This is a genomic window from Prescottella sp. GW823-FHT02E09 (assembly GCF_058797375.1).
Genome location: NZ_JBXAJP010000006.1, coordinates 16200 through 41303 on the forward strand (window position 1 = coordinate 16200; position 25104 = coordinate 41303).

At 68.6% G+C, this 25104-nt stretch carries 23 protein-coding genes; 13 read left to right on the top strand and 10 right to left on the bottom strand.

The window, feature by feature from the left end; all coding sequences use genetic code 11:
• Window positions 1-14: 14 nt before the first annotated feature.
• From AC1RIF_RS16260 to AC1RIF_RS16275, 4 genes are read right to left on the bottom strand one after another with little or no spacing between them, the layout of a single operon-like run.
• A complete protein-coding gene (locus tag AC1RIF_RS16260) occupies window positions 15-1673 on the bottom strand; it encodes a dipeptide ABC transporter ATP-binding protein (RefSeq protein WP_492602399.1) in 1659 nt (552 codons plus the stop codon).
• Window positions 1670-2539 carry an ABC transporter permease gene (locus tag AC1RIF_RS16265; RefSeq protein WP_492602400.1) on the bottom strand — a complete coding sequence of 290 codons (870 nt, stop codon included), beginning with the start codon at window positions 2537-2539 and terminating at the stop codon, window positions 1670-1672. Before AC1RIF_RS16265 ends, AC1RIF_RS16260 begins: the two co-directional genes overlap by 4 nt.
• On the bottom strand, window positions 2532-3458 hold the full coding sequence (locus AC1RIF_RS16270; protein ID WP_492602401.1) for an ABC transporter permease: 927 nt from the start codon (window positions 3456-3458) through the stop codon (window positions 2532-2534). Before AC1RIF_RS16270 ends, AC1RIF_RS16265 begins: the two co-directional genes overlap by 8 nt.
• 3 nt (window positions 3459-3461) lie before the next feature.
• Complete coding sequence (locus AC1RIF_RS16275) at window positions 3462-5015, bottom strand: peptide ABC transporter substrate-binding protein (protein ID WP_492602761.1); 1554 nt, start codon at window positions 5013-5015, stop codon at window positions 3462-3464.
• Between the two features lie 363 nt (window positions 5016-5378).
• Here AC1RIF_RS16275 and acs point away from each other — a divergent pair, with 363 nt between their 5' ends.
• Window positions 5379-7307, top strand: coding sequence for an acetate--CoA ligase (gene acs, locus AC1RIF_RS16280; RefSeq protein ID WP_492602402.1), 1929 nt, complete (start codon window positions 5379-5381; stop codon window positions 7305-7307).
• Window positions 7308-7368: 61 nt separating this feature from the next.
• Here the strand turns inward: acs and AC1RIF_RS16285 are convergent, their stop codons facing one another.
• Window positions 7369-7800, bottom strand: a complete 432-nt coding sequence (locus tag AC1RIF_RS16285; RefSeq protein WP_492602403.1) for a MarR family winged helix-turn-helix transcriptional regulator — start codon at window positions 7798-7800, stop codon at window positions 7369-7371.
• Between the two features lie 161 nt (window positions 7801-7961).
• Here AC1RIF_RS16285 and AC1RIF_RS16290 point away from each other — a divergent pair, with 161 nt between their 5' ends.
• The 6 genes from AC1RIF_RS16290 (at window position 7962) to AC1RIF_RS16315 (ending at window position 14824) form a co-directional block, all read left to right on the top strand.
• Window positions 7962-8987, top strand: a complete 1026-nt coding sequence (locus tag AC1RIF_RS16290) for a substrate-binding domain-containing protein (protein WP_492602762.1) — start codon at window positions 7962-7964, stop codon at window positions 8985-8987.
• Between the two features lie 92 nt (window positions 8988-9079).
• On the top strand, window positions 9080-9736 hold the full coding sequence (locus AC1RIF_RS16295) for an AmiS/UreI family transporter (protein WP_492602404.1): 657 nt from the start codon (window positions 9080-9082) through the stop codon (window positions 9734-9736).
• Window positions 9737-9773: 37 nt separating this feature from the next.
• On the top strand, window positions 9774-10811 hold the full coding sequence (locus AC1RIF_RS16300) for an aliphatic amidase (protein ID WP_492602405.1): 1038 nt from the start codon (window positions 9774-9776) through the stop codon (window positions 10809-10811).
• 18 nt (window positions 10812-10829) lie between these two features.
• Window positions 10830-11888, top strand: a complete 1059-nt coding sequence (locus AC1RIF_RS16305) for an AAA family ATPase (protein WP_492602406.1) — start codon at window positions 10830-10832, stop codon at window positions 11886-11888.
• Between the two features lie 108 nt (window positions 11889-11996).
• Window positions 11997-14330: an ATP-binding protein gene (locus tag AC1RIF_RS16310; RefSeq protein WP_492602407.1), complete on the top strand. Its 2334-nt coding sequence runs from the start codon at window positions 11997-11999 to the stop codon at window positions 14328-14330.
• A 128-nt stretch (window positions 14331-14458) separates the two neighbouring features.
• A complete protein-coding gene (locus AC1RIF_RS16315; RefSeq protein WP_492602408.1) occupies window positions 14459-14824 on the top strand; it encodes a Zn-ribbon domain-containing OB-fold protein in 366 nt (121 codons plus the stop codon).
• A gap of 101 nt (window positions 14825-14925) precedes the next feature.
• Here the strand turns inward: AC1RIF_RS16315 and AC1RIF_RS16320 are convergent, their stop codons facing one another.
• On the bottom strand, window positions 14926-16257 hold the full coding sequence (locus AC1RIF_RS16320) for an MFS transporter (RefSeq protein ID WP_492602763.1): 1332 nt from the start codon (window positions 16255-16257) through the stop codon (window positions 14926-14928).
• Between the two features lie 321 nt (window positions 16258-16578).
• Between AC1RIF_RS16320 and nhaA the strand changes: the two genes are divergently transcribed.
• Genes nhaA through AC1RIF_RS16335 form a run of 3 tightly spaced genes read left to right on the top strand, consistent with a single transcriptional unit; the run spans window position 16579 to window position 19325 of the window.
• A complete protein-coding gene (gene nhaA, locus AC1RIF_RS16325) occupies window positions 16579-17787 on the top strand; it encodes a Na+/H+ antiporter NhaA (protein WP_492602409.1) in 1209 nt (402 codons plus the stop codon).
• 58 nt (window positions 17788-17845) lie between these two features.
• On the top strand, window positions 17846-18370 hold the full coding sequence (locus tag AC1RIF_RS16330) for a phage holin family protein (RefSeq protein WP_492602410.1): 525 nt from the start codon (window positions 17846-17848) through the stop codon (window positions 18368-18370).
• Window positions 18371-18389: 19 nt separating this feature from the next.
• Window positions 18390-19325: an alpha/beta fold hydrolase gene (locus AC1RIF_RS16335; RefSeq protein WP_492602411.1), complete on the top strand. Its 936-nt coding sequence runs from the start codon at window positions 18390-18392 to the stop codon at window positions 19323-19325.
• Between the two features lie 34 nt (window positions 19326-19359).
• On the opposite strand, the gene marP is transcribed toward AC1RIF_RS16335, so the two are convergent.
• From marP to nth, 4 genes are read right to left on the bottom strand one after another with little or no spacing between them, the layout of a single operon-like run.
• On the bottom strand, window positions 19360-20550 hold the full coding sequence (marP, locus tag AC1RIF_RS16340; protein ID WP_492602412.1) for an acid resistance serine protease MarP: 1191 nt from the start codon (window positions 20548-20550) through the stop codon (window positions 19360-19362).
• Entirely contained in the window at window positions 20547-21311 is a 765-nt protein-coding gene (locus AC1RIF_RS16345) for an NUDIX hydrolase (RefSeq protein ID WP_492602413.1), read from the bottom strand. The genes marP and AC1RIF_RS16345 overlap by 4 nt, the downstream gene beginning before the upstream one ends.
• Window positions 21308-21976: a TlpA family protein disulfide reductase gene (locus tag AC1RIF_RS16350; protein WP_492602414.1), complete on the bottom strand. Its 669-nt coding sequence runs from the start codon at window positions 21974-21976 to the stop codon at window positions 21308-21310. Before AC1RIF_RS16350 ends, AC1RIF_RS16345 begins: the two co-directional genes overlap by 4 nt.
• A 5-nt stretch (window positions 21977-21981) precedes the next feature.
• Window positions 21982-22755, bottom strand: coding sequence for an endonuclease III (nth, locus tag AC1RIF_RS16355; protein WP_492602415.1), 774 nt, complete (start codon window positions 22753-22755; stop codon window positions 21982-21984).
• An 83-nt stretch (window positions 22756-22838) separates the two neighbouring features.
• On the opposite strand from nth, the gene AC1RIF_RS16360 reads away from it, so the two are divergent.
• The 3 genes from AC1RIF_RS16360 (at window position 22839) to AC1RIF_RS16370 (ending at window position 25032) form a co-directional block, all read left to right on the top strand.
• On the top strand, window positions 22839-23129 hold the full coding sequence (locus tag AC1RIF_RS16360) for a hypothetical protein (RefSeq protein ID WP_492602416.1): 291 nt from the start codon (window positions 22839-22841) through the stop codon (window positions 23127-23129).
• 213 nt (window positions 23130-23342) lie between these two features.
• Window positions 23343-24017 carry a Crp/Fnr family transcriptional regulator gene (locus AC1RIF_RS16365; protein ID WP_005515884.1) on the top strand — a complete coding sequence of 225 codons (675 nt, stop codon included), beginning with the start codon at window positions 23343-23345 and terminating at the stop codon, window positions 24015-24017.
• 157 nt (window positions 24018-24174) lie between these two features.
• Entirely contained in the window at window positions 24175-25032 is an 858-nt protein-coding gene (locus tag AC1RIF_RS16370; RefSeq protein ID WP_492602417.1) for an alpha/beta hydrolase, read from the top strand.
• The last annotated feature ends 72 nt before the right edge of the window (window positions 25033-25104 follow it).

Sequence of the window (25104 nt, forward strand, 5' to 3'; positions counted from 1 at the left end):
CAGACGCTACCCCGCTACCTTGCCGGCCCTCCCGGCCTCCCGCCGCCCGGTCGGGGCCGTCGGCCGCTCGGGATCGCGTCGAGCAGGCGCCGGGTGTACTCGTGCCCGGGGTGCTCGAAGACCTCCTCGGTCGGCGCGGACTCCGCCACCCGGCCGTCGTGCATCACCACCACCCGGTCGGCGATGCGGCGCACCACCGCGAGGTCGTGACTGATGAACACGTACGTGAGCCCCAGGTCGTGCTGCAGCTCGTCGAGCAGCCGTAGGATCTGATCCTGGACCACGACGTCGAGCGCCGACACCGCCTCGTCGCACACCACCAGCTCGGGCCCGAGGGCGAGAGCCCGCGCGATCGCTACCCGCTGCCGTTGACCACCGGACAACTCGGCGGGGAAGCGGCGCATCGTCTCCGCCGGCAGCGCGACCCGGTCGAGGAGTTCACGCACCCGGTCGGCACGGTCGCCGCGATCACCGATCCGGTGGACCCGCAGCGGCTCCTCGACGATGCGCGACACCGAGTAGGTGGGATCGAGGCTGCCGTACGGATCCTGGAACACCGGCTGGACCCGGCGCCGAAAGTCCTTCTCCCGGCGTCCCGGTGCGGCGATGTCCGTGCCGTCGAACACCACCGAGCCGGCGTCCGGCGTCAGGAGTCCGAGGACCATGCGCGCCACGGTCGACTTACCGGATCCGGACTCGCCGACGATCGCGGTGGTGGTGCCCCGCTCGACGGTGAACGAGACGTCGTCGACGGCGGTGACGACAGCATCGTCCGCGCGTCGGCCGAGTCGTGTCCCGCGACGCCGGAACTCCTTGCGGAGGCCGTCGACGACGAGCAGGGGAGTCGCGCTCGGCGTCGGTGGGCGAGGCCGAACCGAACCGGCCGACAGGGACGGGGCCGCGGCGACCAGTCGGCGTGTGTACGGGTGCTCCGGATCCTGCAGAATCCGTTCGGCCGGACCGGATTCGACGACCCGACCCGCCTGCATCACGACCACGTGCTCGGCCCGCTCGGCGGCGACGCCCAGGTCGTGTGTGATGAGCAGCACCGCCGTGCCGAGTTCACCCGTCAGCTCCGCGAGGTGGTCGAGGACTCGCTGTTGCACCGTGACGTCCAGCGCCGACGTCGGCTCGTCCGCGATCAGGAGGCGCGGACGCGCCGCGAGGCCGATCGCGATCAGCACGCGTTGACGCATCCCGCCCGAGAACTCGTGGGGGTACTGTCCGGAACGTGTCTCGGCGTCGTCGAGTCCCGCCTCGCCGAGCAGCTCGGAGGCCCTGCGGCGCGCCGCTCGACCGGTCTCGACGCCGTTGGCGGCCAACGTCTCCCGCACCTGGAATCCGATGGTCCACACCGGATCGAGGTTGGTGGCCGGATCCTGCGGCACGAATCCGATCCCGGTCCCCCGGACCCGCACGAAATCGCGTTTCGAGGCCCGGGCCAGATCCCGGCCGTCGAACAGGATCCGGCCTCCGGTCACCCGCCCGGAACCGGGTAGCAGGTCGATGATCGAGTGCGCGAGTGTCGATTTGCCGGAACCGGATTCGCCGACGACGGCCACCGTCTGGCCCGGATGCACCGTCAGGTCGACGCCCCGCACCGCGTGCACCGCGTCGGCACCCGACCCGAAGGTCACCGCGAGATCCTCGACCGCGAGCACCGGATCCGTCATCGCCGCCTCGCAGTGGTCGGGTCCAGCGCGTCGCGCAGCGCATCCCCCAGCAGCACGAACCCCAGTACGGTGACGGCCAGCGCACCCGCAGGATAGAACAGGATCGGCGAGCCCCGCCGCAACGTCACCTGCGCGGTACTGATGTCGCCGCCCCACGACACGGTGCTGGGTGGCAACCCGATCCCGAGGAACGACAGCGTCGCCTCCGCAACGATGAACGTGCCCAGCGACATCGTCGCCACGACGATGATCGGGGCGAGCGCATTGGGCAGCACGTGCCGGACGAGGATCGCCGGCCGCGACATCCCCACCGCCCGCGCCGCGAGTACGTAGTCGTGCGATTTCGCCGAAATAACCGCTCCACGAGCAATTCTCGCCATCTGCGGCCACCCGAACAGGGCAAGTACCGCGACCACTGTCCAAATGGTGCGGTCGGCGAACAGCTGCATCAGCACGATCGCCGCGAGGATCAGCGGGATCCCGAAGAATATGTCGGCCACTCGCGACAGCAGCGAGTCGGCCCAGCCGCCGTAGTAGCCGGCCAACGCCCCGAACAGCACGCCGGTCACCGTAACGGCGGCCGTGACGCACACGCCGACCGTGACCGACGGCCGCGCCCCGTACACCGTCCGCGAATACACGTCGCAGCCCTGACGATCGAACCCGAACCAGTGCCCGGAGCGCGGCGGTGCGAGGCTGTCGGTGATGATGCAGTAGCGCGGATCGACGTCGGTGAACACCGAGGGGAACAGCGCGACCGCGGCCACCACGAGCAGGATCACGCATGCGGCGAGGAACATCGGCCGTCGGCGCAGTCGCTGCCACGCCGAGGCCCACATACCGCCTCCCCCGGACGGATCAGCCATAGCGGATCCGGGGATCGAGCACCGCGTACAGCAGATCGACGAGCAGGTTCGCCACCAGATACACGACCACCAGCACGCTGACGAACGACACTACTGTCGGCGCCTCACCGCGGGTGACGGCCTGGTAGATCGTCCCGCCGACTCCGTTGATGTTGAAGATGCCCTCCGTGACGACGGCACCACCGATCAGTGCCGCGAGGTCCACACCCAGGAACGTGACGACCGGGATCAACGAGTTGCGCAGCACGTGGACCCACACCACCCGGGGCCGGGACAGCCCCTTCGCGGTCGCGGTTCGCACGTAGTCGGCCGTGAGGGTCACCGCGACCGACGTGCGCGTGAGCCGCAGGACGTACGCGAAGGACACCGACGCGAGCACGCACGCGGGCAACAGCAGTCTCGCGACGCTGGTGTCGGCGCCCACCGTGGGCGGCGCCAGGCCCCAACGGATCCCGATGAAGAACTGGGCGAGGAAACCGATCACGAACACGGGGACCGCGATCAGCACCAGACTCAGGATCAGCACAGTGCCGTCGAACAGGCCGCCCTGACGCAGGCCCGCGACCAGACCGGCTCCCACCCCGAGCACGGTTTCGATCGCCACCGCCATCACCGCGAGCTTCAGAGTGATCGGAAACGCCTGTGCCAGAACTTCACTGACCGGTCGCCCGGAGTACGACGTCCCGAAGTCCAGCGTGAGGATGCCCTTCAGGTACTCCAGGTACTGCACCAGGAACGGTTGGTCCAGGTGGTATCGCGCGCGCAGTTGCTCGGTGACCGCCGGCGTGAGCGCCCGATCTCCGGCCAGGGCCGCAACCGGATCCCCCGGCAGCAGGAACACCAGCGCGTAGATCAGGAACGTTGCCCCGAGGAACACCGGGATCATCTGCAGGACACGGCGGCCGGTGTATCGCAGCATGGGTCACTTCTTCTCGACCAGATAGTAGAGCGGCACCCCGTCCCACCCGAACCTGACGTCGGTCACGTACTCCGACCAACCACCCGACGCGTTGCGGTTCCAGTTCGGCACGGCCGGCAGGTCCCGCAGCAGGATCTCCTGGGCCCGATCGACCAACCGCTGCGACTCGACCGGATCCGTGGCGCCGGCCGACGCGCGCAGCAGGGCGTCGAACTCCGGGTCGGAGTACTCGCCGTCGTTGGAACTGCCGCCCGTCTGGTAGTTCTGCGCCAGGAAGCCGTACTGCTGCGGATAGTCGGCCTGCCAGCCCGAGCGGAACGCAGTCCGAATGGTCCGTTCGGTGACTTCGGTCCGCAACTGCGCGAACGTCGGATACGGCGCTCCCCGGGCATCGATTCCGAGCGTGTTGCGAATGCTGTTACAGACCGCGTCCACCCAGTCCTGGTGTCCGCCATCGGAGTTGTAGGCGATCGCGAACGATCCGCTCCACGGCGCGAGGGTGTCGGCCTGCGCCCACAGCGCCCGCGCGCGGTCGGGCGCGAAGTCGAGGTTGCCGACTCCCACCAGTTCGGGCGTCCAGCCGGGCACTGCGGGGCTGGTGAAATCCCGTGCCGGCGTCCGGGTGCTCGCGAACAGCCGGTCGGTGATCTGCTGCCGGTCGATCGCCTGCGATATGGCCTGCCGCCGAAGCCTGCCCTCCTCACCGCCGAAGTGCGGCAGTCGTTCCGGGACAGTGAAGGTCTCGATGGTCGCGGACGGCTGGTTGACGGTGCGTCCCGGCAACTCCTCCTCGAACGTGTCGAGGGCACTCGCCGGAACCCCGTCCAGCACGTCCAGATTGTTCGACAGCAGGTCGGTGTACGCGGTGTCGAGGTTGCTGTACAGCACGAAGGTCACGCCCTCGTTCCGCGGGGCCCGACTGCCGCGATAGCCCGGGTTCGCCAGCAGATCGATGCGCACATTGTGCTGCCACGCATCGTCGGCCGCGAGCCGGTACGGGCCGTTGCCGATCGGGTGCTGCCCGAACGCGGCCATGTCGGCGTACGCGGACTGCGGCAGCGGGTAATACGCCGCGAACCCGAGCCGCGTCGGGAACGCCGCCTCCGACTGCTTCAGCCTGATCGTGAACGTGTGGTCGTCCTGTACCTCCAGCCCGGACATCGTCGACGCCGTCGGGGTCGCCCCGGCGACCTCGTCGTAGCCCTGGATCGGATCGAAGAACGACGACTGCAACTGCGCATTGGTGGACAACGCGCCGTAGTTCCACGCGTCGACGAACGAGTGCGCCGTGACCGGGGTGCCGTCGGTGAAGGTCCAGCCGTCCTCGAGCGTCACGGTGTAGTTCCGGCCGTCGAGTGTCTCGATCGATTGCGCCACCTCGTTCTCGACCCCGCCGTCCGCGGTGTACGAGACCAGGCCCGCGAACAGGGCGTCGAGCACGCGGCCGCCGGTGTTCTCACCGGTGTCCGTCGGGATCAGCGGATTCTGCGGTTCGCCGCTCCAGGCGTAGACGATGCCCGTGCCCGACCCCGCCCCACCGGTGCACGCCGCGAGCATCGACGCGGCCAGCGCCGCCACGAGCGCCGACACCACAGCGCGACCGATCCGTCGCCGAACAGCCACAGCCCACCTCCCGACTCGCTCGGTTGGTGGTTGTGACGATAGACAGCCCTCGATCGCCGCCACCGGGGTCCGGTGGCGCCCGATCGGATCGGCACCGTTTCGACGCCCGATCGCAACGTCGTACCGACGTCGCCGACGGGGCCGAACCCTGCGCGCGGACCATCCGTCGCGGAGAATCGACCGGTAGTCGCACGCAGCGACCGCTCCGCGGGAGGCGACTCTGCGACGCCGGTCACGTGTGACTACCCTCACACGTGCGACAACCGTCGATTTCGATCGGAAAGAAGGCAAGCCGAGATGACGAGCAGTGCTACCGACGCCCCCGAGGTGTACCCGCCCAGCGCGGAGTTCACGGCCGCCGCGAATGCGGGCCCCGAGTTGCAGGCCGAGGCGGACCGCGACCGGCTCGCCTTCTGGGACGCCCAGGCCCGGCGGCTGGACTGGGCGACCGAGTGGACCGAGGTCCTGGACTGGTCGGACGCTCCCGTTGCGAAGTGGTTCGTCGGCGGCGAGTTGAACGTCGCCTACAACTGCGTCGACCGGCACGTGCTGGCCGGCAACGGTGACCGTGTCGCGATCCACTTCGAGGGTGAGCCGGGCGATTCCCGCGACATCACCTACAACGACCTGCTCGCCGAGGTGAGCCGCGCGGCAAACGCTTTCACCGAACTCGGCCTCGTCGCCGGTGATCGGGTCGCGATCTACATGCCGATGATCCCCGAGGCGATCGTGACGATGCTCGCGTGCGCCCGCCTCGGCCTGACCCACTCGGTGGTGTTCGCCGGCTTCTCGGCGACCGCGCTGCGCTCGCGCATCGACGACGCCGCCGCCAAGCTGGTGGTCACCGTCGACGGGCAGTGGCGCCGCGGCCAGGCGGCCCCGCTCAAGCCGGCCGTCGACGAGGCCGTCGACGGCGCGGAGTCGGTGCGCAACGTGTTGGTGGTCAAGCGAACCGGCATCGACGTCGACATCACCGCCGGCCGGGACCTGTGGTGGCACGACACCGTCGAGAAGGCGTCGGACACGCACGAGGCACGGGCCTTCGACGCCGAGCACCCGCTGTTCATCCTCTACACCTCCGGCACCACCGGTAAGCCCAAGGGCATCATCCACACCTCCGGCGGCTACCTGACGCAGGCGTCGTACACCCACCACAACGTGTTCGACCACAAGGCCGGCCGCGACGTGTACTGGTGCACCGCCGACATCGGCTGGGTCACCGGACACTCCTACATCGTGTACGGGCCGCTGAGCAACGGCGTCACCCAGGTCGTCTACGAGGGCACCCCCAACTCCCCCGACGAGCACCGGCACTTCCAGATCATCGAAAAGTACGGCGTCAGCATCTATTACACGGCCCCGACGCTGGTGCGCACGTTCATGAAGTGGGGCCGGGAAATCCCCGACGCCCACGACCTGTCTTCGATCCGCCTGCTCGGCTCGGTCGGGGAGCCGATCAACCCCGAAGCGTGGCGCTGGTTCCGTGACGTCATCGGCGGCGGGACCGCCCCGATCGTCGACACCTGGTGGCAGACCGAGACCGGCGCGATCATGATCTCCCCGCTGCCGGGTATCACCGCCACCAAGCCCGGTTCCGCGATGGCACCCCTGCCCGGTATCTCCGCGAAGATCGTCGACGACGACGCCCACGAACTCGGCGCCGGCGGCAGCGGCTACCTCGTCCTCGACGAGCCGTGGCCGGCGATGCTCCGCGGTATCTGGGGCGACATGGACCGCTACCGCGACACCTACTGGTCCCGCTACGCCGTAGAGGGCTGGTACTTCGCCGGCGACGGCGCCAAGTACGACGAGGACGGCGCCCTGTGGGTCCTCGGCCGCGTCGACGACGTCATGAACGTCTCCGGGCACCGCATCTCCACCTCCGAGGTGGAGTCCGCGCTCGTCGGACACCACGCGATCGCCGAGGCCGCCGTCGTCGGCGCCGCCGACGAGACCACCGGCCAGGGCATCGTCGCGTTCGTCATCCTCCGCGAAGGCGCCGAAAACACCGGTGAGGCGCTGATCGCGGAACTGCGCGCACAGGTCTCCACCGAGATCTCCCCGATCGCCAAACCCCGCCAGATCACCGTCGTCCCCGAACTGCCCAAGACCCGCTCCGGCAAGATCATGCGCCGCCTCCTGCGCGACGTCGCCGAAGGACGCGACCTCGGCGACACCTCCACCCTCGTGGACCCCAAGGTCTTCGACGCGATTCGCGGCAAGTAGTCCCGCGCTCGACCGACGTCCTCTCCGGCCCGTCGGGGCCGGAGGGGACGTCGGGCTCGGTCTAGGCGAGCGCGGCCAGAGCCCTTCGCAGCTCTTCGCCGGTCGGCCCGGGGACGTCTCCGAGCATGTGACGCTCGGCGTCACGAACCTCCGCGGCCACGCGCGCATGCAGCGTCTTCCCCCGCGCACTCAGATGCACCCGCACCTTGCGGCGATCATCCGTGTCGACCTCGCGGTACACGGCCGCGACGGAGACCAGCCGGTCGACGACACGCGTCAGGGTGGGCGCCGGGGTCCGGGTGCGCTCGTGCAGTTCGGCCATCGTCGAACCAGCCGACTCCGCTAGAGCCTCGAGCACCAGGAAGTGGTCGACCGAGAGCTTGTCGGCGGCCAGCGCCCGATCGACGGCCTGCCCCGCAATCCGCGCGGCACGCACGAGCACGGTCGTCAAGGTCGCGTCGGCCGACGCGACCGCGGCATCATTCTTCGGCACTGACGACCCCCGAGCTGTTGCGCAGTTCACACTCCACGGGCAATACTTTCAAATGAAATGATAGCTCATGCGCAGTTACCCACCTGCGAAGACGCGGAGCCCTCGACGTGAGCGCCGGTGCCGCACCGGCCCGCTCGCGGGCCGCCGAGTGGCGCGTCGCGATGGTCGTGCCACTCCAGGGCCCGGCCGGACTGTTCGGCCCGTCGTGTGAGGCCATCAGCGAACTGGCCGCCCACGACCTCAACGCGGCCGGCGGAGTGCTCGGCCGCGAGGTGCGCATCCAGGTGGTCGACGGCGGTGCCGACCCCCGATCGATCGCCGCCGAGGTCGGGCGTCTGATCGACACCGGCGGAATCGATGCCGTCAGCGGATGGCACATCTCGTCGGTTCGGCATGCGCTGGCGCCCGTCGTCGCAGGCCGGGTCCCCTACTCGTACACGTCGCTGTACGAGGGCGGAGAGAACCGTTCGGGCATCTTCTGTTGCGGTGAGACGCCACGCCAGCAGATCGCACCCGCGCTGAAGTGGTTGCGCGACAACACCGGTGTGCGGAAGTGGTTCGTGGTCGGCGACGACTACGTGTGGCCGCACGGCTCGCTCGGCGCGGTGCGGGCGTACGCTCGCGAACTCGACCTGCGGATCGTCGGCGAGTCGTTCGTGGACCTCGGCCGCGGCAACATGAAACGCATGGTCGACGCGGTCGCGGCGTCGGACTGCGACGGCGTCCTGATGCTGCTGGTCGGACAGGATGCGGTGGACTTCAACCGCGCCTTCGCGCGGCGCGGACTCGACGACCGCATCCTCCGGTTCAGCCCACTGATGGAGGAGAACATGCTGCTCGCGAGCGGACCGCGGGCAACGAAGGGCCTGTTCGCCGCGGCCGGGTACTTCCGTTCGATGATCGACGCCAACTCGATGGACCTCCTGGGCCGCTACGTCGCGTTGCACGGGACGAGCGCACCCGCCCTCAACAACGCGGCGGAATCCTGCTACGAGGGCGTCCACACGCTGTCGAGCCTCATCCACCGCGCCGGAACCACGCACACCGGCGACCTGGACCGCGCGGTGGACGGTGTCGCGTACGACGGCCCGCGCGGCACGGTGGAGTTCCGAAACCGTGTGGCACGGCAACGAATTCATCTAGCGATGGCAAACGGCCTGGACTTCGAGATCGTCACCACTCTCTGATCCGGACACTTCCCTCCGCCCCTTGACACTGTGGCGCGCGCCATTTACTTTCATTTGAAATCATTCCATTTGAAAGCAATGCGAGGTGTCCGATGGGCAGTGTCGGTTTGCTGTACGTAGGAGCGGTCCTGTTCGTCAACGGACTGATGCTGCTCGACGTCGTACCCGCCAGGTCGGCGGCCGTGTCGAACCTGTTCGTCGGGGCCCTGCAGTGCATCATTCCGACCGTCATGCTGGTTCTGGCCCAAGGCGATTCGGCGACGATCCTCGCCGCTTCCGGCCTGTACCTGTTCGGCTTCACGTACCTGTACGTGGGCATCTCGAACCTCGCCGGCCTCGAACCACAGGGGATCGGGTGGTTCTCCGCGTTCGTGGCCGGTGCAGCACTCGTCTACGCGGCACTGTCGTTCACCATCGTCGACGATCCGGTGTTCGGTGTCATCTGGCTCGCCTGGGCGTGGCTGTGGACCCTGTTCTTCCTGGTCCTCGCCCTCGGGATGGAACGGCTCACCCGATTCACGGGCTGGACGGCGATCCTGCTCAGCCAGCCCACGTGCACACTCCCGGCGTTCCTGGCACTCACCGGCAACTTCCGCACCTCTCCTGCCCTCGCACTCGTCTGGGCGGTTGCACTGACGGCGCTCGTCGCACTGGCCGCCGCACTCGGCTGTCGGACGACGGCAGGCCGCCGCAAGACCGCGTGGACTGCGAAACCTTCGGCCCCGCAAATGAGTTCCGTCCACATCTGATCCCAATCCGGCAACACCCCCTCAGAAGGAGTACGACATGCGACACGGAGACATCTCTTCCAGCAACGACACCGTCGGCGTGGCGGTGGTGAACTACAAGATGCCGCGCCTGCACGACAAGGCCGGCGTCCTCGAGAATGCACGCCGCATCGCCGACATGATGATCGGCATGAAGTCGGGCCTACCCGGCCTCGACCTGGTGGTGTTCCCGGAGTACTCGACGCAGGGCATCATGTACGACGAGCAGGAGATGTACGACACGGCCGCAACGATTCCCGGCGAGGAGACCGCGATCTTCTCCGCCGCGTGCCGCGAGGCCGACACGTGGGGCGTCTTCTCGATCACGGGCGAGCAGCACGAGGAACACCCGAACAAGCCGCCGTACAACACCCTGATCCTCGTGAACAACAGGGGCGAGATCGTCCAGAAGTACCGGAAGATCCTGCCCTGGTGCCCGATCGAGGGCTGGTATCCCGGCGACACCACCCACGTCACCGAGGGCCCGAAGGGCCTGAAGATCTCCCTGATCATCTGCGACGACGGCAACTACCCGGAGATCTGGCGCGACTGCGCGATGAAGGGTGCCGAACTGATCGTCCGCTGCCAGGGTTACATGTACCCCGCGAAGGACCAGCAGGTGCTGATGTCCAAGGCGATGGCGTGGGCGAACAACTGCTACGTCGCGGTCGCGAATGCCGCCGGATTCGACGGTGTCTATTCGTATTTCGGACACTCGGCCATCATCGGCTTCGACGGCCGCACCCTCGGCGAGACCGGCGAGGAGGAGTACGGCATCCAGTACGCGCAGCTGTCGGTGTCGGCGATCCGCGATGCCCGCGAGAACGACCAATCGCAGAACCACCTGTTCAAACTGCTCCACCGCGGGTACTCGGGCGTGCACGCCGCCGGCGACGGCGACAAGGGCGTGGCGGACTGCCCCTTCGAGTTCTACAAGCTGTGGGTCACCGACGCCCAGAAGGCGCAGGAACGCGTCGAGGCGATCACGAGAGACACCGTGGGCGTGGCCGATTGCCGTGTCGGCTCACTCCCCGTCGAACAGACCTCCGAGGCGTAGACAAGACCAGGAGCCCCCATGCCCTACCTCACCGACATGTTCCACGACCAGAACCGCACGCGGGAGACGGTCGTCGAGGAACCCTCCACGCCGGCACCGCCCGGTGCCTTCGACCCGAGGACGCTGGCCGAGCGACTGAACGCGCGGATCGTCGGCCAGCGTCCCGCAGTCGACGCGGTCGTCCGTGCGGTGTCGCTGGCACAGGTGGGAGCCAACGACCCCACCCGCCCGCTCGCCAACATCCTGCTGGTCGGCCCTACCGGCGTCGGCAAGACAGAGTTGGTCCGCCGGGTCGCGGCGGAGCTGCGGTCCGGGCCGGACGACATGTGCCGCATCGACATGAACGCGCTGGCACAGGAGCACTACGCGGCCTCGTTCTCGGGGGCGCCGCCCGGATATGCCGGCAGTAAGGAGTCGTTCACGCTGTTCGACCGAGGTGCGGTCGAGGGTGATCCGTACACACCGGGAATCGTGCTGTTCGACGAGGTCGAGAAGGCGGATGCGACCGTGCTGCGGGCTCTGCTGCAGATCCTCGACCACGGCGAGCTGCGGCTCGCCAACGGCCAGCAGACGATCTCCTTCCGCAACAGCTACGTGTTCCTGACATCGAACCTGGGTTCAGCCGACGTCGCCGCCGCGAACCGGCGGAACCGAACGCGTCGGCTCGCGGAGAGGTTACGAACCCGCCCCGAGTCGGCACGCGGACGGGACCTCGTCCAGCGCGCACTCGAGCGATTCTTCGACCCGGAGTTCTTCAACCGGCTCGACGAGACGATCATCCTCGACGAGTTCGACGACCGGACCGCCGAGCAGGTGACGCGGCTCGAGGTCGAGCTCGTCGCCGCCCGGCTCGCACGACGCGCGATCCGCATCGACGTCGGAGCGGACGTCGTCGCGCTGCTGCGGGAACGCGGCTTCGATCCGGCGTACGGGGCGCGTGGGCTGCGGCGCACCGTCCGCAACGCACTGGCAGACCCGGTCGCGACCGCAGTCCTCTCGCATCGCCCGACGGGCACGGATCCGCTGACGCTGCGAACGCGGGTCATCGACGGGAGGGTCGACGTCACCCGGGTGTGAGGATCTTGCCTGTGTGCCATATCGCCAGGTCACACCCTCGATATGGCACACAGGCGTACCGTGACCGGCAGGGACCGAGAGCGCAGGTTCCCGGAGACGAGGGTCACGATGGCACCCGCGACGACGCGGGGCAGGGTCGGAAACCTGCCCCTCGACCTGACCAGTTTCGTCGGACGTCGCCACGAGGTGACCGAGGCGAGACGGCTCCTCTCTGCCTCTCGTCTGGTGACGTTCACCGGCATCGGCGGAGTGGGCAAGACCCGACTCGCGCTGCGGGTGGCCGCCGACTCCAGGCGCGCGTTCACCGACGGAGTGTGGCTGGTCGAGTTCGGCGAGCGACGCGACCCACAGCTGGCGGCCGAGGCCGTGGCGGCGACCCTCGGCCTGCGGGAGCAGGCGGCGGTCCCGACCACGCAGATCCTCACCGACTACCTGGCCTCCCGGAACAAGCTGCTCGTCCTCGACAACTGCGAGCACCTCATCGATGCCGTCGCGAAACTGGCCGAGACCCTGCTGCGGACCTGTCCCGAGCTGCGCATCCTGGCGACGAGCCGCGAGCCGCTCGCCATCGGCGGGGAAATCGTGTTCCGCGTCCCCCCGATGAGCTTCCCCGTCCCGGACCGATCGACGCCGATACGGGCGTTGGCGCAGTACGAGGCGGTGAATCTGTTCGTGGAACGGGCCGCGGCCGCGGTTCCCGGGTTCGAGCTCACCGAGGACAACCGCGAGACGATCCTCGCGATCTGCGCCGAGCTGGACGGGCTTCCTCTGCCCATCGAACTCGCGGCGGCCCGGCTGCGAGCCATGTCGGTCGGGCAGGTCCTCGAGCGCCTGACCGATCGGTTCCGCCTGCTCACCGGGGGCAGCCGATCCGGTCCCGACCGTCAGCAGACCCTGCGCATGAGCATCGACTGGAGCCATGACCTGTGCACCCCCACCGAACAGGGGCTGTGGCGGCGGTTGTCGATCTTCCCGCACGGATTCGAACTCGATGCGGCCGAGGCGATCGCGGCCGGCGACCTCACCGAGCACGACCTGCTCGACCTGGTCGCCTCCCTCATCGACAAGTCCATCCTGATCCGCGAGGAATACGACGGGATCGTGCGATACCGCCTACTCGAGACGCTGCGGGATTACGGGCTCGAGCACCTGCACGCATCCGGTGAGTACGACGCCCTGCGCCGTCGGCACCGGGACTGGTATCAGGCATTGACCCGCCGGTGCGAGGACGAGTGGATCAGCCCGAACCAGCCCGCCTGGGTCGCTCGGCTCGAGCGTGAACGGTCCAACCTGCGCGACGCGCTCGAATTCTGCATGACCGAACCCGGCGAGGCCGAGAACGGCCTCCGCATCGCGAACGTGCTCTACATCTTCTGGATCTCCCGCGGCCTGCTCAACGAAGGGCGCCTCTGGCTCGGCCGGGCACTGACGGTGCAGGCCGGAGATCCGACGCCCGAACGTGTGAAGGCACTGGCCTCGGCATCGATCCTCGCCGCGAACCAGGGCGACATCGCGGCGGGGGAAGCTCTCGTCGCCGAGGCCTACGACGTCGCCGCCCGGGTCGGGAGGGACGAGACCGACCTCGACGTCGTCCATGCCGCCGGACACCTGCGGATCTACGCAGGCGAGCAGGCCGAAGCGATCCGGTTGCTCCGCAGCATTCTCGACACCGTCCGCGCCGGGCGGAATCTTCTCCGGCACGTCACCACCGTCCTCGGCCTTGCAACGGCGACCGCTGTGCTCCGCGAGGGCGAAGAGGCCGCCCGCTACTCCGGCGAGGTACTCGACATCACCACCACCCACGGAGAGTCGATCTATCGGTCCTACGCCCTGAGCATGCAGGGGCTCGCGGTATGGCACGACGCCCCGGAGGAGGCGCGTCCACTGTTCGAGCAGGCGGCGAAGTTGAGTGGCGACGTCGACGACCTGCTCGGGACGGCGGTCTGTGTGGAGGCACTGGCCTGGACGGCCACCGCGACGCGCGACTTCCAGCGCGGCGCGACCCTGCTCGGCGCCGCCGACACCCTGTGGTCCGCGGCCGGGAATCCCGGTGTCGTCATCCCGGCGCTGCGGTACAACCACGACGAAGCCCGCGACCTCTGTCGGCGTGCACTGGGCGACCGCTCGTTCGACGCGGCCATCCGTCAGGGGGCAGGGCTCACACGAGACGAGATCGTCGTCTTCGCGACCGAGGGAGAAATCCCCAGGCAGGGCCCCACCGAGCGTGCCGCCACCGACCTGACGCCACGGGAGCAGGAGGTTGCCGACCTCGTGGCGCAGGGCCTGACCAACAAGGCCATCGCCGATCAGTTGGTGATCTCGCAGCGCACCGTCCAGGGCCACGTCGAGCACGTCCTCGCGAAACTGGGGTTCAATTCGCGCACCCAGATCGCCGCCTGGGTCGTCGAACAGGGAAAACAGGTCGAAGGCGACGCCGTCTGACCCGGGTCCGGCACCTGCCCGATCGGGAAACAGGTATGCCCCCCGGTAGATCTACCGTCGTGGGCTTGCGCCGGAGTTGGAACTGTGGGAGTCGGACATCCCAAGCTTCACGAAGTCGAGGTATCCCGATGCAGACCCAGCCTCCCCGCACCACCACCATGGAGCGCTTCACGATCGGCAGTTGCGACTGCTGCGGCGCCCTGCTCGCCCCGGACGCGTCGACGTGTTCGTCGTGCCGCGGCACGGAGATCAGCCGGGTGCCGTCGGCGGGCACCGGTTCGATCGTCTCCTGGAGCATCATCGAGGTGTCCCCCAGCCGGACCTGCACCGATTTCACGCCGGACACGATCGCGATCGTCGCGCTCGACGAAGGACCGTGGACCTACGCCTGGATCGCGGGTGCACCGGCGGAGAGCGCCGAGCGTCCCCGCGTCCGCTACGCGGGGATGCTCACCGGCGAGCCCTACCCGCTCTTCGTGCAGCAGGGCTGTTGATCTGCCTCGGCGAGTCTCGGAAGAACCCGACGGCTCGGACCTCGACGACAAGGAGGGTGTGACCGGATCGGTCACACCCTCCTTCGCGTCCCGCGCAGGGATCAGACGTTGTCGAGCGACTCGTCCTTGGTCTCCCGCATCACGAGCAACGCGGCGAACGTGAGCGCCGACGCGATCAACAGATAGACACCCACCCAGCCGACGCCGTAGCTGGTCGCCAGCCAGGTCGCGATGAACGGGGCCACCGCGGCGCCGAGGATGCTCGCGGTGTTGTACGCGATGCCCGAACCCGTGTACCGGACGTTGGTGGGGAACAACTCGGGCAGAACCGCACTCATCGGGCCGAAGGTCAGACCCATCAGCACCATGCCGATGATCAGGAACACCAGCATCCGGGTGTCGCTCATGTCGTCGACTCCCAGGAGGAGTCCGAACGTCAGACCGAAGGCCATCATCGCGGCGGTGATCACGAGCAGCGTGATGCGGCGTCCGAAGCGGTCGGCGAGCCAACCGGCGACCGGGATGGTGGCCGCGAAGAACAGCACCGCCACCAACTGCAGCACCAGGAAGTCCCGGTACTGGAAGCCGGCGCCGTAGCCACCGTTTGCGGTGGTCTTGCCGGTGCCGTAGCTCAGCACCCACGTCGTCATGATGTAGAAGAGCGTGTAGGTCGCGAGCATCACGAACGTGCCGATGATCAGCTGCCGCCAGCTGGTCTTGAAGACCTCCTTGAGCGGCGTCTTGACCTTCTCGCCGTTGGCGACGGCCCGCGCGAACACCGGGGTCTCCTCGAGCTTGAGGCGCACGTACAGACCGATCATCACCATCAGTGCGCTCAACAGGAACGGGATCCGCCAGCCCCACGTGAGGAACGCGCTGTCGAGGTCGGGGTCGGAGCTGCTGGTGTATCCGAGAGCCAGCGTGATCAGCAGGAACAGACCGTTCGCGAAGAAGAAGCCGATCGGTGCGCCCAACTGCGGCCACATCGCCGCCCACGCCCGCTTGCCGCTCTTCGCGGTCTCCGTCGCGAGCAGCGCGGCGCCGGACCATTCACCACCGAGACCGAGACCCTGGCAGAAACGCATCAGCGCCAACAGCGCCGGCGCCCACAGCCCGACCGCGTGATAGGTGGGCAGCAGTCCGATGAGGAACGTCGCGATGCCCATCGTGAGCAGCGATCCGACGAGCGTGGCCTTCCGGCCGATGCGGTCGCCGAAGTGACCGAACACGATCGAACCGAGCGGACGCGCGACGAAGGCGAGACCGAACGTCGCGAACGATGCCAGCAGGGCCGTGGTGTCGTTGCCCTTCGGGAAGAACAGGTGCGGGAAGACCGACACCGCGGCCGTCGCATAGATGTAGAAGTCGTAGAACTCGATCGAGGTGCCGACCATGCTGGCGACGACGATGCGGCTGCGCGGGACGCCACCCACCGTCGACGAATCCGTCGGGGCGCCGACCGCCGGTAACCCGTCCTGTCCGCGCTCGGCGGACTCGACTTCCTTGCTCACGTGACAATCTCCTGCACAGACATCTCGATGACTCCCCCGCCCATGAGCTGGTTCCCAAAGTTCCACTGAATGGAAATCCATCCCAAACCTTAGGAATTGAACACGCCGCGCGGGCAGCGTCGCAACCGATGATTACCGACTGAACGGTTGCAAAGAGCGCGTTAAGATCTAGGAGGAGTGCCGGGAAGTCTGGTCGGCGACAGCTTTGTCATACCCGACGTAATCCCTGGTGAGAGGCTTTCCTTGATTTCTGCCGCACGCTCCGAACTCGCCCGCTACCTCCGCACCGAGACGGTGGGCGGGTCCATCCTGTTGATCGCGGCCGCGCTGGCCGTGTTGTGGGCAAACTCTCCCTTCTCCGACGCGTACACGTCACTGCGGGACTGGCAGATCGGCCCCGCCGCCCTCCACCTGAACCTCAGTCTCGGCACCTGGGCGCAGGACGGCCTGCTCGCGATCTTCTTCTTCGTCGCCGGGCTGGAGCTCAAACGCGAACTCGTGGTCGGCGAACTGGCCGACCGGAAGAAGGCTCTGCTTCCGATCATCGCCGCGTGCGGCGGTGTTCTGGTGCCGGCGATCATCGCGGCCGTCGTCGGCGCCGGTGCACCCGGCATGGACCGCGGCTGGGCGATCCCGGTCGCGACCGACATCGCGTTCGCGCTCGGCGTGCTCGCGCTGACCGGTTCGCGGATCCCGGCGAGCGCGCGCGTGTTCCTACTCAGCCTCGCGGTGGTCGACGATCTGCTGGCGATCCTCCTGATCGCGGTGCTGTTCACCAGTTCCGTCGCGGTCCTGTGGATCCTGACGGCTATCGGGTGCCTCGTCGCCTACTGGTACGCCCAGAAGCGCCGTGTCACGACACCCTTCCTGTACGTCCCACTAGCCCTACTGACCTGGTACAGCGTCCACGAGGCGGGCATCCACGCGACACTCGCCGGCGTCGCACTGGGCCTGCTCACCCGGGTCCGGACCGATCCGGGCGAGCAGTACGCCCCCGCGACCCGGCTCGAACACCGGCTGCAGCCGTACTCCGCAGCGATCTGTGTGCCGCTGTTCGCACTGTTCGCGTCCGGCGTCCCGATCAACGGCGAGGTCCTCGGCCAGCTGTTCACCGACCGCATCGGCCTGGCGATCATCCTCGGCCTCCTCGTCGGCAAGACCGTCGGAATCTTCGGTATCTCGTGGCTCGCGATCCGTCTGGGCATCGCCACCAAGCCCCGACAGCTGGGCCTGCGCGACATGTTCGCCCTGTCGGTGCTCGGCGCGATCGGGTTCACGGTTAGCCTTCTGGTGGCCGATCTTGCACTCGCGGGTATCGGCGACGGCAGCGAAGCGGACATCGCGAAGGCCGCGGTGCTCGTCACGTCGTTGGCTGCGTCACTGATCGGATCGGCGCTACTGTTGCGACGCGGACGGGTCCATCAGGCCCGCGCCGCTGCCGAGGGCTCGTGAGTGACCGCTCGCGGGTCGCAGCTACCAGCGCGTCAGAACAACCTGGAGGGGTCGAGAAGTGAGCGTCACCAACGGCAACGGAGTCACGGGAGACGGCAGTCGGTTCACCGGCGACGGGGTCCCGACCACGGTTTCCTCGATTCCCCTCACCGACCTCCACAACCCGGAGACCGCGTCGATCGGCACCCTGGTGCGCGACGCGACCGCCCAGGTGTCGACGCTGTTCCGCGCCGAGGTCGAGCTCGCGAAGTCCGAGGTCACCAGCGAGGTCAAGAAGGGGCTGCAGGGCAGCCTGTTCTTCATCCTCGCGCTGGCCGTGCTGGTGTTCAGCGCATTCTTCTTCTTCTTCTTCCTCGCAGAGCTGCTCAGCGTGTGGCTCGATCGCTGGGCGTCGTTCCTCATCGTCTTCGTGCTGATGCTGGTCGTCACCGGCATCCTCGCGCTCCTCGGCTACATGCGGGTCCGCAAGCTGCGCGCACCGAACAAGACGATCGACTCCCTCAAGCAGGCCGCCACGGTGCTGCCGGGCCAGCGCCCGGACGGTGCGTCCCCGCTGGGTACCGGAACGGGCGCCGCCGGCTGATCCGGCGGTGGTCGACTCAGTGACACAGCCCGACCCGTCCACGGTCCGTTTCGACGGACCGTGGACGCATCGCGACATCCACGCGAACGGCATCCGACTCCACACCGCGGAGACCGGTCCCGCCCGCGCCGACGCCCCGCTCGTCGTCCTCCTGCACGGATTCGCCGACTTCTGGTGGACGTGGCGCCACCAGCTGCCCGCGCTCGCCGACACCGGATTCCGCACGGTCGCGGTCGACCTGCGCGGCTACGGCGACACCGACACTCCGCCCCGCGGCTACGACGGCTGGACGCTCGCCGGGGACATCGCGGGACTGATCCGGGCCATGGGCCACACCGATGCCACCCTCATCGGCCACGCCGACGGCGGCCTGGTCTGCTGGGCGACCGCTCTACTGCACCCGCGACTCGTACGGTCGATCGGGCTGATCAGCTCGCCTCACCCGATCGCGCTCAAGCAGTCCGTCCTGAAGGACCGGCGACAGCGGTCGGCGTTGCTGCCGACGTTCCTCGACTACCAGGTGCCGTGGCGTCCGGAGCGACGACTGGTCCGTGACGACGGCGCCGAGATCGAGCGTCTCCTGCGTGCCCGGTCCGGTCCGGCGTGGCCGCAGTCCGACGAGTTCACCGACGTCGCCCGACGGCTCCGGTCCGCGATCCAGATTCCCGGGGTCGCGCACTCGGCACTGGAGTACCAGCGGTGGGCGTTCCGCAGCCAGTTCCGCCCGGACGGCCACCGCTTCATGGCGGCGATGGACAAGCAGGTGCAGATTCCGGTCCTGCAACTCCACGGCGCGCTCGACCGTTACGTCCTCGCCAGGACCGTCGAGCGCTCCACAGCGCACGCACCTGGACAGCAGTTGCACCGGATCGCGGGCGCCGGCCACTTCGCGCACCAGGAATCCCCCGACGAGGTCACCGCGGAACTGACGCGGTTCGCGCTCGCGACCCGCTGAGCGCGGACGGCGCACGCCGCCCGTCGCCCGTCGCTCAGACGATGCACACTCCGGTCGCGACCGCGTCCGTCGACCGGTCGGCCAGTTCGAGCTGACGGGAGACCTCGTCTGCGGTGAGCACGAACCCGGTGTCGCTGTCGTCGACGGCGGCACCGAACACCACCCCCAGCACCTGCCCCTGCTGGTCGACCAGCGGGCCACCCGAGTTGCCCTGACGGATCGACCCGCGCACGGTGTAGACCTCGCGTTCGACGGTGCCGGACCGGTAGATATCGGGGCCGCGCAGGTCCAGGACCTCGCGGATACGTGCAGCGCTGGCGGTGTACGGCCCACCTCCCGGATAGCCGAGGACGATGGCGCTGTCACCGGTCCGGGCCTGCTCGGGGGCGAAGGTGAGTGGTGCGGCGCGCAGCCCGGGCACGTCGAGGACCGCGACGTCCACGGCCGGATCGAACACCACGACGCGGGCGTCGAGCGGCCCGTCGGCGGTGTCGACGGTGACCGCCGACGTCCCGGCGACGACGTGCGCGTTGGTCATGACACGATCGGGTCCGACGACGAATCCGGAGCCTTCGAGCGCCTTCTGGCAGCTCGGCGCGACACCACGAATCCGGAGGACACTCGACTGCAGCCGCTGCGCCACCGGGCTCGCGAGCACGCTCGCGTCGGGCGGTTCGACGTTCGTGATGGGGGTGCGGCCGAACGGGCCGATCACGTCGGGCAGCCCGGAGGTGTCGAGCAGGGCCGAGAACTCGCTGGGCACCTGGCGCAGCCAGTCCGGGGCGACGTCGTCGACAGCGGTGAGCACCTTGGATCCGCGAACCGCGCCGGCCACGTTGGACTGGTTCGAGCTGGTGAGCGGGATCGCGAGCAGCCAGGCCGCGACCAGCACCGCGGTCAACTGCAGGCCGGCGCCGACGACACTGTCCACCGACCGGGCCACCGGGCTGTGCATGCCGCTCCGGGCCGCCCGCCCCAGGACCATACCGGCGACCTCACCGATCACGACGAGCGCGACGATCAGCGCGATGCCCGCCAGGACCCGCATCCGGCCCTCGTCCACATGGACCAGGACGTGCGGGGCGATGAGGATGCCGGCCACGGCCCCGAGCACGACGCCGAGGAACGCGAGCGCCGACGCGACCGCGCCCTGCCGCCACCCCGACGACGCAGCGAGCAGCGCCACCAGGATCACGGCCAGATCGATCCATCCCGACCCGCTCAACGCTCCCCCATTCCTCGACCCGGACGAAGGTGTCCGGGATCGGTGTTCTCCAGTCCGCTGTCCACCTGGGTGAGCGTGGCATCGAGGTCTCGGACGTCGCGGTGGTCCCAGTCGAGCTCCCAGCCGGACACGGCCAGGAGCCCGGCGAGCACGCCCGCGGTGAATCCCCACACGAGCATGCCGTCCACCTCGAACGCGGGGCCCTGGTAGCCGGCGCGGTGCCGGACCTGGAACCGGTTGTCCGGGTCGATCAGCTCGCGCACCGGGACCCGTACGACCCGCTCTGCCTCGGCGGGGTCCACGACGCCGACCGGGCTGGGGTCGCGCCAGTACGCGAGCACGGGGGTGACGTCGAAGCCGGACGGTGGGATGAAGATCTCCGGCAGCGTCGCGAGCGGTTGGACCCCGCTGCGCACGAGGCCGGTCTCTTCCTCCGCCTCCCGGAGCGCGGTGTCGACGGGACCGTCGTCCTCCGGATCCGCGGCACCCCCGGGGAACGCGACCTGCCCGCTGTGCTGCCGCATCGTCGATGCGCGCTGGGTGAGCAGGACGTCGGCGTCGGCGGGCAGCCCGCCGACCGCGAGCGGATCCGAGTCGTGCGAGCCGCCGAACAGCACCAGCACCGCCGCAGGCCGGACGCGCGCGCCCTTCGGGGAGCGCCGGTTCAACACCGGATTGACGCGATTGGGGTCGGCGGGGAGGGTGCTCGTCACGGCGCGGAGCCACTCGGGTGCCTCGCCGGACGGCGGATACAGGCTCATGCGGCGACGCCGAGATGCTGCTGGACGACGTCGGCGATCTCGTCGACGCTCCGGAACGGCTGCGGCAGGATCTTCGCGACCGTGCCGTCCGGGCGGATCAGCACGGACACCGGCAGCACGGCGGGCGACCCGACGGCCGCCTGCACCCGCACCGCACCGTCCTGGACGCCGGGCAGATGCACGTCGTACTCGGCGAGCCGGGCGAGCGCGTTGGCCTCGTTGGAATCGGTGTGCACCGTCAGAACGGTAACCGCGTCACCCGCACGGTCCGCATATTGCTGGAGATACGGCAGTTCCTCCCGGCACGGCCCGCACCAGTAGGCCCAGATGTTCAGCAGGACGGGCTTGCCCGCGAGCGCGGCACCGAGGTCGACTCGGCTGCCGTCGCCGAGGCACTCGAGCGTGATGCCCGTCAGCACGGAACCGTCGGGTGCGGGGCCGGTGGCCACGGGGCACGGCGCGAGTGCGGCCTCGGCCCGCAGGGGCGCCAGGGCCTCGGGCGTGTCCGACGCCCGTCGCTCCTGCTGCGAGGTCGAGCGGCCCGCACCGGGGTAGTCCCCGATCTCCTGTTCGTCGCTGCCGCCGCGCGGCCAGATCGCCACGACGAGCGCCGCCACCACCACGAGCGCGGCCAGACTCCACCGCGCCGAATTCGAGATCCGCATACCGCTCACATACCTGCCAGTTCGAGTAGGTGCTCGGTTTCCGGCCCCTTCACGAGCGCGGCCGCCGCGACCGGGTCCGTGGGGCCGGCGCCGAAGGACGGGCAGTCCTTCGCGAGCACGCACACACCGCACGCGGGCTTGCGCGAGTGACAGACCCGGCGCCCGTGGAAGATCACCCGATGGGACAGGTCGGTCCACTCCTTGCGTTCGATGAGGGCCCCCACCGCGTGCTCGACCTTGACCGGGTCGGTCTCCTCGGTCCACTTCCATCGCCGGACGAGCCGCCCGAAGTGCGTATCGACTGTGATTCCGGGCACGCCGAACGCGTTCCCGAGGACGACGTTTGCGGTCTTGCGGCCGATGCCGGGCAGCGTCACGAGGTCCTTCAACTTGTTCGGAACCTCACCGTCGTAGCGCTCGAGCAGAGCCTGCCCGAGACCGATGACCGAGTTCGCTTTGTTGCGATAGAAGCCGGTCGACCGGATGTACTCCTCGAGCTCGGTCCGGTCGGCTTCCGCGTAGGCGCGGGCGTCCGGGTAGCGCGCAAACAACGCGGGAGTGACCTGGTTGACCCGCACATCCGTGCACTGGGCCGACAGGATCGTCGCGACCGTGAGCTCGAGCGGCGTGGTGAAGTCGAGTTCGCAGTAGACGTGCGGAAACGCCACTTTCAGGCGGCGATTCATCCGCCGCGCCCGGCGGACGAGCGCGAGCCGGGACTCACCTGTCGCGGCGGCATCCACGCCCTGATCCGGGCCGTCAGCTGAGGTCGCATGCACCTCGACAACTCTACGTACCCCGGCATTCGATCGGATTCCGGACTGTGTCGATTCTGAGACCTTCGCAGTGTTTACTTCCCGGTATGCAAGGTCTGGCTGTGGTGCTGTTCCCGGTGCTGCTCATGTTGTTCGCGCTGGCGATGGAGCGCGTCGAGTTCCGACTCCGGCGCCTCACCGTGCGCGAGCAGGAGGTCGAGGAGTTCCTCGACCAGGCCAGCCAGGACGAGGTGGCGACCCTCGCGAACGAGGGATTCCCGCACGCGCTGGCTCGGTTCCACCGTCGCCGGAAGAGGGGCGGCCAGACCGAGATCGCCGACGGCCCCGACAACACGGGTGGCGTGGAAAACCCCGAGAGCACCCGCCGCGCCAGCTGATCCGCACGCCGGCCGTCCGGTTCCGATCCTTACTCGAGAGCCTTCCACGAACAGTCCGGGGAGGGATTTTCGCAAAGTTGTAGAACTCTACGTGGTGTCCGTGACTCGTCCCACAGCGATGCCAAGTAGACTTTGTACTCGTACTCGTTGCATGAGACTCCAGTCGACGTGCAGCAATTTGCATTGATGAACAGTTTTTCCAAAGGAGCGCACGTGGACGAGGTCCTGGCCAGAGCCGGCATCTTCCAAGGAGTCGAGCCCTCGGCGGTGGCTGCGCTGGTCAAGCAGCTTCAGCCCGTCGATTTCCCGCGCGGGCACGTCATCTTCAACGAGGGTGAGCCCGGCGATCGCCTGTACATCATCGTCTCCGGCAAGGTGAAGCTCGGACGCCGTTCGCCGGACGGCCGCGAGAACCTGCTGACGATCATGGGCCCGTCGGACATGTTCGGCGAGCTGTCGATCTTCGACCCGGGCCCGCGCACCTCGACCGCGACCACGGTCACCGAGGTCCGCGCCGTGAGCATGGACCGCGACGCTCTCAAGTCGTGGATCGACCAGCGCCCCGAGATCGCGGAGCAGCTGCTGCGCGTCCTCGCGCGTCGCCTGCGCCGGACCAACAACAACCTCGCGGACCTGATCTTCACCGACGTCCCGGGTCGTGTCGCGAAGGCGCTGCTGCAACTCGCGCAGCGCTTCGGCACCCAGGAGGCCGGCTCGCTCCGCGTCACGCACGACCTGACGCAGGAAGAGATCGCACAGCTCGTCGGCGCCTCCCGCGAGACCGTGAACAAGGCCCTGGCCGATTTCGCACACCGCGGCTGGCTGCGCCTCGAGGGCAAGAGTGTCCTGATCTCCGACTCGGAGCGTCTGGCGCGTCGCGCCCGCTGATCGCAGTAGCGACAGCACCGAATCGACGCCGCCCGCCCCGTCCGGGGCCGGGCGGCGTCGTCGTTTCTGCAGTCCCGGGCAGCCATAGCCTCACGGTCATACCTCTGCCCGGATTTCGCATTCGACAGGCATTCGTTTCGCGCCAGAGGATGGGCGGATGACCGACCCGCAGATCGACGCGCACTACAACGTCCGCAACACCGTCTCCGCCGAACTGTTCGACGCCACGATCGAGGAGTACCGGCAGCGCTCGCGCGAGGCGGTGAACGGTCTCGACGGGTTCCCGGATCTCCACTACGACTCCGACAGCTGCGAACGCCTCGACGTCTGGGGAACCGGGACCGGACTGCGGCCGGTGTTCGTGGCAATCCACGGTGGGTACTGGCGGGCGCTGTCGCGGCATCACACCGCGTTCATGGCGCGCACGCTCGACGCCGCCGGCGTCGCCACCGTCGCGGTCGACTACGGCCTCGCCCCCGAGACACCGCTCGAGGAGATCGTCCGGCAGGTGCGGGCGGCGGTCGCGTGGGTGTACCACCACGGCGCCGAGCACGGGCTGGACCCGACCCGCATCGTGGTCGGCGGCAGCTCCGCGGGCGGCCATCTGACCGCCACCACGATGGTGTCCGGTTGGCAGGCCGATCTCGGGCTACCCGACGACGTGGTCCGTGCGGCGATGCCGATCAGCGGGCTGTTCGACATCCGGCCGCTCGTGAACTCGTTCGCGAACGAGTGGCTGAGCCTCGATGACCTGCGCGCGAGTGCGCTGAGTCCGATGCTGCAGACCGACCGGGTGGGGCCGCGCGCGGTGATCGCGGTGGCCGAGCACGACGGCGTCGGGTTCCTCGCCCAGAGCCGGATGTTCCACAGAGCGTGGACCCGCCGGTCCGAGAGCGAACTGCTGGTCGTCCCCGACCGCAACCACTACGACGTCTTCCTCGATCTCGCCGAACCGGACTCGGCGCTGAGTTCCGCACTGCTCGGTCTGTTCGCCGGTCTCGACCCCACGCCCTGACACCCGAGCCCGCGGCACACGAAATCTGCTTCACCGCAATACAGTTGCCCACCGCAATCGGCGAGCTGCTGA

Excerpts from the sequence above, each read along its gene's own strand:
- AC1RIF_RS16260 (WP_492602399.1), bottom strand. The coding sequence starts at position 1,673 with ATGACGGATCCGGTGCTCGCGGTCGAGGATCTCGCGGTGACCTTCGGG.
- AC1RIF_RS16265 (WP_492602400.1), bottom strand. The coding sequence starts at position 2,539 with ATGGCTGATCCGTCCGGGGGAGGCGGTATGTGGGCCTCGGCGTGGCAG.
- AC1RIF_RS16270 (WP_492602401.1), bottom strand. The coding sequence starts at position 3,458 with ATGCTGCGATACACCGGCCGCCGTGTCCTGCAGATGATCCCGGTGTTC.
- AC1RIF_RS16275 (WP_492602761.1), bottom strand. The coding sequence starts at position 5,015 with ATGCTCGCGGCGTGCACCGGTGGGGCGGGGTCGGGCACGGGCATCGTC.
- acs (WP_492602402.1), top strand. The coding sequence starts at position 5,379 with ATGACGAGCAGTGCTACCGACGCCCCCGAGGTGTACCCGCCCAGCGCG.
- AC1RIF_RS16290 (WP_492602762.1), top strand. The coding sequence starts at position 7,962 with ATGGTCGTGCCACTCCAGGGCCCGGCCGGACTGTTCGGCCCGTCGTGT.
- AC1RIF_RS16295 (WP_492602404.1), top strand. The coding sequence starts at position 9,080 with ATGGGCAGTGTCGGTTTGCTGTACGTAGGAGCGGTCCTGTTCGTCAAC.
- AC1RIF_RS16300 (WP_492602405.1), top strand. The coding sequence starts at position 9,774 with ATGCGACACGGAGACATCTCTTCCAGCAACGACACCGTCGGCGTGGCG.
- AC1RIF_RS16305 (WP_492602406.1), top strand. The coding sequence starts at position 10,830 with ATGCCCTACCTCACCGACATGTTCCACGACCAGAACCGCACGCGGGAG.
- AC1RIF_RS16310 (WP_492602407.1), top strand. The coding sequence starts at position 11,997 with ATGGCACCCGCGACGACGCGGGGCAGGGTCGGAAACCTGCCCCTCGAC.
- AC1RIF_RS16315 (WP_492602408.1), top strand. The coding sequence starts at position 14,459 with ATGCAGACCCAGCCTCCCCGCACCACCACCATGGAGCGCTTCACGATC.
- AC1RIF_RS16345 (WP_492602413.1), bottom strand. The coding sequence starts at position 21,311 with ATGAGCCTGTATCCGCCGTCCGGCGAGGCACCCGAGTGGCTCCGCGCC.
- AC1RIF_RS16350 (WP_492602414.1), bottom strand. The coding sequence starts at position 21,976 with ATGCGGATCTCGAATTCGGCGCGGTGGAGTCTGGCCGCGCTCGTGGTG.
- AC1RIF_RS16360 (WP_492602416.1), top strand. The coding sequence starts at position 22,839 with ATGCAAGGTCTGGCTGTGGTGCTGTTCCCGGTGCTGCTCATGTTGTTC.
- AC1RIF_RS16370 (WP_492602417.1), top strand. The coding sequence starts at position 24,175 with ATGACCGACCCGCAGATCGACGCGCACTACAACGTCCGCAACACCGTC.